This is a genomic window from candidate division KSB1 bacterium, assembly GCA_022562085.1.
Lineage (GTDB): Bacteria > Zhuqueibacterota > Zhuqueibacteria > Oceanimicrobiales > Oceanimicrobiaceae > Oceanimicrobium.
In genome coordinates this window covers 1-7,262 of record JADFPY010000233.1, presented here as the reverse complement: position 1 = coordinate 7,262, position 7,262 = coordinate 1, and the positions used below count along the sequence as shown (strand labels likewise).

Sequence of the window (7,262 nt, the reverse complement as noted above, 5' to 3'; positions counted from 1 at the left end):
AATTTCGCAACAGGCTTGCCATGTTTGGTGATGACCAGTGGCTCATTGGTCTGTGCGACGGCATCAAGCAGGGCAAGACATTGCGCCTTAAATTTTCCAGCTTGGATTGTTTTCATTTTTTGGTTCCATTATTGTGGACGAATTATGACCTAATTTTTATGACTATGGGAATATAATTATACTCAAAACTAAACGCAAGGACTTTATAACAAAAGGAAGTGATCGGCGAGTCAGTCGAAACGTGAATTCACGCTTCGAGATAGCACAATCATTTTTAACACAAAGAGAAAATTTAACCACAAAAAGGAGAGAGGACTAATGAGAAACCAATCAGTTATAAATAGTTTGGTTTTTGCAATTGTCAGCTTCGTGACCATGTCCGCGTTCGCGCAGGATTTGCACGTGGCAAAAGAGGATGTTAAACCACCCAAGAAAGAATATTCACCATACGCGGAAGACCATTATCCACAGAACGTCTATTTCGGCGACACACATTTACATACCTCATGGTCCACCGATGCGGGCATGGCAGGGGCAAGATTAGGGCCGGATGAGGCTTACCGTATCTCGCGCGGGGAGCAGGTCACTGCCTATTCCGGGTGGAAGGTAAAATTAATTCGGCCGCTGGACTTTCTCGTGGTGGCAGACCATGCCGAGAACCTGGGGCTGGCTGATTTTATTCGCCGTTCCGATCCGATCTTACTGGCCAATGCGACCGGTAAAAAATGGCACGACTTGAATAAAGCGGGAAAGGGCTATGACGCTTTTTTGGAATGGGTGCGTTCCGATAAAAAAGATTTGATTAACGAGCCCCGCATGACGCAGGCTGTTTGGGTAAAGGTCGTAGAGAACGCTGATAAATATTACCAACCGGGCGTGTTTACCACTTTCCATGGCTTCGAGTGGACCTCCATGCCCCATGGTAACAATCTGCACCGCGTTGTCATTTTCCGTGATAGTGGGGATAAAACCAGCCAGATTCTTCCTTGTGCATTTTAGATGATCTCGAAAAGACGGTTCTGCGGCTCCGGATGGAAAAAATACAAGTGGCCAATGCTCTTCAAGAAACTCCATTAATAAATCTGGTCACTCTTGAGCCCGTAAGAGGTTATAAAAAATATCAGGATGATATCAGTCAATTTCTAAGTAATCTCGGTAAAAAACGTGAAGCCATAAAAATATTTAGCATGGTTTTAAGCGCAGCGGGTGAACAATCGGGTGATTATTCCTCAAAATTGCATATAAGACTGCAATCAGGCATGTCGGCAAAGCAAGCGACGGTCATAATTTTGAAACGTCTGCTGGAGCTGATGAGACAAAACGAGGCGGGCATCAAAACTGATATTGATACGGAGTTTTTACATGATTATAGAGTGGCTGTGCGGCGTACTCGCTCCGCTTTGACTCAGATTAAAGGAATCTTTCCAGATGAAATCGTCAGGCGTTTTAAGAAGGACTTTGCTGCCGTCGGAAAATCAACAAACCAGTTGCGCGATCTTGACGTTTATTTGCTTAATAAAGAACGGTTTAAAGCGATGCTACCTGAAGAGCAGCGACCAAAACTGGAACCGCTTTTTCAGTTCCTCGAGGCAGAAAGGAAAAAACAGCACCATGAATTTGTCCAGGCCCTAAATGGCGCATTCTATAATGAGATGCTGACACAATGGGAGACTTTGTTAAATACTACGGAAAGCGGCGAGGAAAAGGCAAAAAACGCCAATAAACCCGTCGTTAGCCTGGCCCGCAAATTTATATGCAAACAGTACCATCAGGTTATGAATTTAGGAAATGTAATAAATGATTCAACACCTGACGAAGAACTACACAAACTACGCATTGAGTGCAAAAAATTGCGCTATTTGTTAGAATTCTATGCTGCGCTCTTCCCTCAAAAGGAGATGGCGTTTTTGATAAAACAACTGAAAAGTTTGCAGGACAACTTAGGAGAGTTCAATGATCTGTGCGTTCAGCAGCCAGAACTGAAAAAGTTTATGGACCGAGTTATCCCATCACATAACGAGTCTATTGCCACCGCCGTGGCAATTGGCGGGCTAATTGCAAATTTATACCACAGACAGCAGCAGGTGCGAATGGCTTTTAGTCAGAAGTTCCAAGAATTTAGCCAGCAAGAAAACGCAGAATTATATCAAAAACTTTTTAGATGAGATTATAAATTGAAAATTATAGCTTTTTATAGCATTAAGGGAGGGGTCGGCAAAACGGCAGCGGCGGTTAATTTAGCCTATATCGCGGCTGCGGAGGGGGCCAAAACCATCCTGCTAGATATGGATCCCCAGGGTTCAGCGTCCTATTATTTTAGAATCAAGTCTTCGAAAAAATTTAGCAGTAAAAAATTCATAAAGGGCAGGAAGAAATTTGATAAAAGCATTAAAGGCACAGACTATAGAAATCTTGATTTATTGCCTTCTCATCTGTCTTATAGAAATCTGGATCTTGTTTTAGATAAGTTAAAGCGCTCAAAAAAAAGATTAAGAGAGGTTCTCGAGCCATTCGCAAAGGAATATGATTTCGTTTTTCTGGATTGCCCACCAAATATTACACTGGTTTCTGAAAACATTTTTTATGCGGCCGACTACCTGCTCGTCCCTCTTGTTCCCACGACCCTCTCATTACTTACATATGAAAAGTTACGGCAGTTTTTCACCGACAAAGCACTGGATCAGTCCAAAATTTCTGTTTTCTTTTCGATGGTAGAAAAACGCAAAAAAATGCATCGGGGAATAATGGAAAAGATGTCTAACCAGGACGGACGTTTTCTAAACAGCCGGATTCCCTATACCGCGGATGTAGAGAAAATGGGCATTTACCGAGAGCCTCTACTATGCTTCCGACCTAAATCAATTGCAGCCCGGTCTTATGGTGATTTGTGGGCGGAAATAAAAAGTTTAGAGGGTGTGAAAAAATAACTAGCTATGGCTCAAGAAATTGAAAGGAAGTTTTTAACTAAAAGCGATGCTTGGCGTTCAAATGCCATAGGCAGGTTTTATCGGCAAGGGTATTTGTCTACCGTGAAAGAAAGGACAGTAAGAATTCGTACGATTAGAAATCAAGGATACATTACCGTTAAAGGCATCGCCAAAGGTGCGGCCCGTGCAGAGTACGAATATGAAATCCCTGTAAAAGATGCAAATGAAATGCTTGATACCCTCTGTGAACAACCCATTATCGAGAAGATGAGATACGAGATTGAACACAATGAACTCATTTGGCTAGTGGATGAGTTCGAGGGCGTAAACAAAGGATTGATTTTAGTCGAAGTTGAACTCAGCGATGAAAATCAAAAAATTGCTTTACCCGATTGGGTCGGTGCAGAAGTAACAGGCGATCCTAATTACTTCAATTCTAATTTGACCCGGAATCCATATTTAGGCTGGGGGAAAAAACAATAAAATGAAAAAATTAACGCTTGTCAGACATGCTAAATCGAGCTGGAAATATCCAAACTTGGATGACCTCGACCGGCCGCTTAACAGGAGAGGCAGACGCGATGCCCCGATGATGGGTAAGCGGCTCGCAAAAGATAAAGCTTTGCCCGATTTGATGATCTCGAGTCCTGCAAAAAGAGCCTGGAAAACCGCAAAGATCATAGCAAGGGAAGTTGGCTGTGAGAAAGCAAAAATTGAAAAGAATGTAGCACTTTACGAAGCCGGAGTTTCGGAGTTAATTCAAGTAATTCAGAAAATAGATGGCAAATATGACGATGTGATGATTTTTGGGCATAATCCCGGGTTTACTTCGTTGGCTCACTATCTTACCAATTATGAAGTTGATAATATACCAACCTCTGGCATATTTGTAATTGAATTCAATGTGGATTCTTGGCAAGAAGTTTCGCCAGGAAAGGGCAAATTTATTTCATTTGATTATCCGAAGAAGGAACAATTATAGATATGGCCGTACGAATCAAGGCGAAAAAAGGCGGCCAGAGTAACGTCATCACAACTATAACTACCGTCAGGTGAAAAGGAGGTTTTTTGATCATGAGATTTATTAGGCTTCTGTTAAGTCTTCTGCTGGTCGCGGCAGTGAATTGTTCCGGGATGAGAATAAAGCAGGAATATAATGAGGGATTTGATTTCAGTCGAATGAAGACATTTACCTGGCTTGAGCAGCAAGAAAAGCCGTTTGAGTATCTTACCAACCCGATTGCGAATCGGCAACAGATAGACAAACATATAAAGGAAGTTGTTAATAGGGAGTTAGAGAGACGAGGCTATACCAGGACATTTGAAGGCCCCGATTTCTCCATAACATACCACCTTAGAGTTCAGGACAAAATATATTCTCATGATCAGAGCTATCGCACTGATTACAAAACGGACAAATCAGTGAAATTATCATATAAAGAGGGTACTTTGGTTTTGGATTTCGTAGATGCCAGAACCAGTGAACTACTCTGGCGCGGGTCGGCATCGAGGATTGTATCTCAAGGAGAGCTCGACCTTGAGGACACTCGTGTCAAGATTACAATGGCAGTAAAACGGATGCTGGAGTCCTTTCCTTCGACAAAATAACAATGAAAGTGAAAGCATTTTAAAAACTTTTTCTGAATGGAATTTCTTCTGCTTGCCTTCTTCAGTTTTTGCCAGCAGATAACCGGAGATAGCGAAGAAAGCGATTCACATCGCCTTTGCCGGCTCTAGTTGGTGCTCAGGAATTGGTTGCGGTGACTAAAGAGATCGAGATGAAGAAATGACGAATCTGCATAAAACAACAAAAGTGGTAACAAAATTAGTTACATAAGGATGCAAAGTCTAATTCGCAGGTTTATTGCCTACAAGTATACGATTCTTTTTTCTGCAATGATTATGCTGATCGGAGTTATGCCATTCCTTGAACAACAACAAGGTCTGCTGGTGCCCATCTTTATGCTCATCATGATCCTTGCCGTCCTCGATACTCTTGATCTGCCGAAAACACTCTTCCGGACATGTGTGGTGCTTGGTATAATGGCCTTCGTTTTTCATCTTGTCGGAAAGATTCTCGGCGGGGCTCCGCAGCGACAAGAGGGGGTAGTTATTTTACTCACTATTGGTCTGGGTAGCTATGCCGTTTTCTTGTTTATATCGGTTGGGGCCATGATCGGCAAGATCTTTACCCAGACTCAGGTGACCAAGGATATTATCCGGGGTGGAATCGCCGTCTATTTCCTGCTCGGCATCTTTTGGGCCTGTCTTTACCGCTTGTTGCTGCACTTCGACCCTCAGGCCTTGGCTATTTCTAACTATGATGGGAAATTTTCAACCATGCTATACTTTTCATTTACAACGTTGACCACACTCGGTTACGGTGATATTGTTCCCGTTGCATGGCAGGCACGCAGTTTGACCATCCTCGAATCGACCATCGGACAGATTTATATGACCGTTCTGATTGCCCGATTGGTGGGGTTGCATTTGATTGGCATGAAAAAATGAGAACAGAACACGGAAGGAAAATACAGACCGCGTTGGGCGACGAATTTGAATGAGGTTGAAACCCGGCAACGCTGGGCATTTTGGATTTTCGTCATTGACGATAAATAGATGGTATATATAAGTTTGTTTTAGTAAATTATTTCTAACTTTTCTAATGAGGCTCTAATAAGCTATAAGGAGGATTTATGAAAACACTAGCAAAAGGTCTATCATTGTTATTGCTTTTGTTAGTTTGTGTTTCCGTGACCTTTGCGCAAGTTCAGGTTATGACTCGTCCGCTCACCAACACCTTGGAAGTATTTTTTTTAAAAGATTTTGATATAAATAGCCCTGCAAGCAGCCGTCCCATCTTCTTTATCGATCTTATAAATGACTCACAGGCGCGTGAGGTAATTCTTGTTTCCATAGTCCAAAGCAGAGAACACGGACAATTGTCAAGAGGAGAAACGATTCCTTTTAGTTTAATGGCCTCTGAAAGGTTAACAATCAGTAGTAGCCAACTTTTTTCGAATTCGGGTCCCTATAGATTCAATAACTTTTCGATCGCTGAAGATGTGGTCGATGAGTTATTGGAAAACATTCTTGCCACCGGTAGACTTCCGACGGGTATATATTCTTTTGAGACTATTGTCAAAGATGTTAATCGAACCACTCTGGATGACGATTCGTTTGAAATCAGGATTTCCAATCCTACTACTCTGGATCTTATCGGCCCGGGAAGCCGCGCCTCAGGACGAATCGATGATTGCGCTATAGTTTTTAGCAATCTGCCCCAGTTTCGGTGGGCGTCGAACATGAGCAGGTTTCGAGTTATCGTCGCAGAGTGGAAACCCGGGGAGGATCCGGAAAGCGCTCTGAATCAAGAACCAAGATTTACCAGAATTTTCCTTCTTCAAAATAGCAGAAGTATAAACCTAATAGAAATAGGTAAGGACCTGGGTTTTAATGATAGAGTTGAAGTGATTCCTACGACTTCGTTCACTTATCCATCGTCGGGCGAAAGTTTAGTGTTGAGACCGGGGAAAACTTACGTTTGGAGGGTTATTGGTTTGGTTTCAACATCAAGTGGTCCAACAAGTATCGCGAACGAAATATATTGTTTTCGTATCCCACGATTAGATGAATTGGGTAATTATATGCAACAATTTGAGTCGATCCTCAGACCCTTGCTCGGCTCCGATTACGAGAAGCTTTTCGGCTCAGGAGGTGAGTTTAGTGGCTACAAACCAAAACGCATCCTTTTAGATGGCAAGGAAGTAACATTGATAGAAATCTTGACTAAACTGCAAAAGCTAACATCAAAATACCAGGGCTACACCATTGAATAATGGCCTGTGAGTAAGGGTCATGAGACCGTTTTTGGAGATAATCGTTGTACGCATAGCGTTGACAAAGCGAAGATTTATTAGGAGGGTTTCTCTTTTGGTAATTTCTTTAGAAAAATGCGGCAGCTTGACAAAGAAATTATCTCAGAGAGATTTGGCTTGGCTACTTAATGTATCACAGAAACTGGGAAAAGGATAGGTTCTCTTACCTAATCACGCGGGTCATGACATTCAGAGGCATCCTCATCATAATTCGGCAACAGTAAGATCTGAATTGGTGTAAATACAGATTCTGGCTGCAATTTTCAACGACTCCTCAACTATATTTTTTGCATCTAAATCGGCATGTTTTACTAAGGCGCTGGCCGCAGAGAGCGCATAACTGCCTCCGGAGCCAATCGCGAGAATATTATCATCAGGCTCGATAATGTCACCGGTTCCGGAAATCAGGAACATGCTTTCCTTATCGATAACCACGAGTTGGGCTTCAAGCCTGCGT

At 42.5% G+C, this 7,262-nt stretch carries 10 protein-coding genes; 8 read left to right on the top strand and 2 right to left on the bottom strand.

Annotation, left to right across the window (positions count from 1 at the left end):
• Nucleotides 1–116, bottom strand: a 116-nt coding sequence (locus IH879_16410; GenBank protein ID MCH7676509.1) for a type II toxin-antitoxin system Phd/YefM family antitoxin, incomplete at its 3' end; no start/stop codon positions are given.
• A 259-nt stretch (nt 117–375) separates the two neighbouring features.
• Between IH879_16410 and IH879_16405 the strand changes: the two genes are divergently transcribed.
• The 8 genes from IH879_16405 to IH879_16370 all read left to right on the top strand — a co-directional run bounded on the left by IH879_16405 (nt 376) and on the right by IH879_16370 (nt 6,766).
• Nucleotides 376–999, top strand: coding sequence for a DUF3604 domain-containing protein (locus tag IH879_16405; protein MCH7676508.1), 624 nt, complete (start codon nt 376–378; stop codon nt 997–999).
• A 32-nt stretch (nt 1,000–1,031) separates the two neighbouring features.
• Entirely contained in the window at nt 1,032–2,165 is a 1,134-nt protein-coding gene (locus tag IH879_16400) for a CHAD domain-containing protein (protein ID MCH7676507.1), read from the top strand.
• Nucleotides 2,166–2,174: 9 nt separating this feature from the next.
• A complete protein-coding gene (locus IH879_16395; GenBank protein MCH7676506.1) occupies nt 2,175–2,927 on the top strand; it encodes an AAA family ATPase in 753 nt (250 codons plus the stop codon).
• A 6-nt stretch (nt 2,928–2,933) separates the two neighbouring features.
• Nucleotides 2,934–3,410, top strand: a complete 477-nt coding sequence (locus IH879_16390) for a CYTH domain-containing protein (GenBank protein ID MCH7676505.1) — start codon at nt 2,934–2,936, stop codon at nt 3,408–3,410.
• 1 nt (nt 3,411) lies between these two features.
• Nucleotides 3,412–3,909 carry a histidine phosphatase family protein gene (locus IH879_16385; GenBank protein ID MCH7676504.1) on the top strand — a complete coding sequence of 166 codons (498 nt, stop codon included), beginning with the start codon at nt 3,412–3,414 and terminating at the stop codon, nt 3,907–3,909.
• A gap of 92 nt (nt 3,910–4,001) precedes the next feature.
• Nucleotides 4,002–4,535 (top strand): DUF4136 domain-containing protein, encoded by a 534-nt coding sequence (locus IH879_16380; GenBank protein MCH7676503.1) that lies wholly within the window; start codon nt 4,002–4,004, stop codon nt 4,533–4,535.
• A 231-nt stretch (nt 4,536–4,766) separates the two neighbouring features.
• Nucleotides 4,767–5,438 carry a two pore domain potassium channel family protein gene (locus IH879_16375; protein ID MCH7676502.1) on the top strand — a complete coding sequence of 224 codons (672 nt, stop codon included), beginning with the start codon at nt 4,767–4,769 and terminating at the stop codon, nt 5,436–5,438.
• 185 nt (nt 5,439–5,623) lie between these two features.
• Nucleotides 5,624–6,766, top strand: coding sequence for a hypothetical protein (locus IH879_16370; protein MCH7676501.1), 1,143 nt, complete (start codon nt 5,624–5,626; stop codon nt 6,764–6,766).
• A gap of 243 nt (nt 6,767–7,009) precedes the next feature.
• Here IH879_16370 and IH879_16365 read toward each other — a convergent pair.
• A partial coding sequence (locus IH879_16365) for an HslU--HslV peptidase proteolytic subunit (GenBank protein ID MCH7676500.1) occupies nt 7,010–7,262 on the bottom strand: 253 nt, incomplete at its 5' end.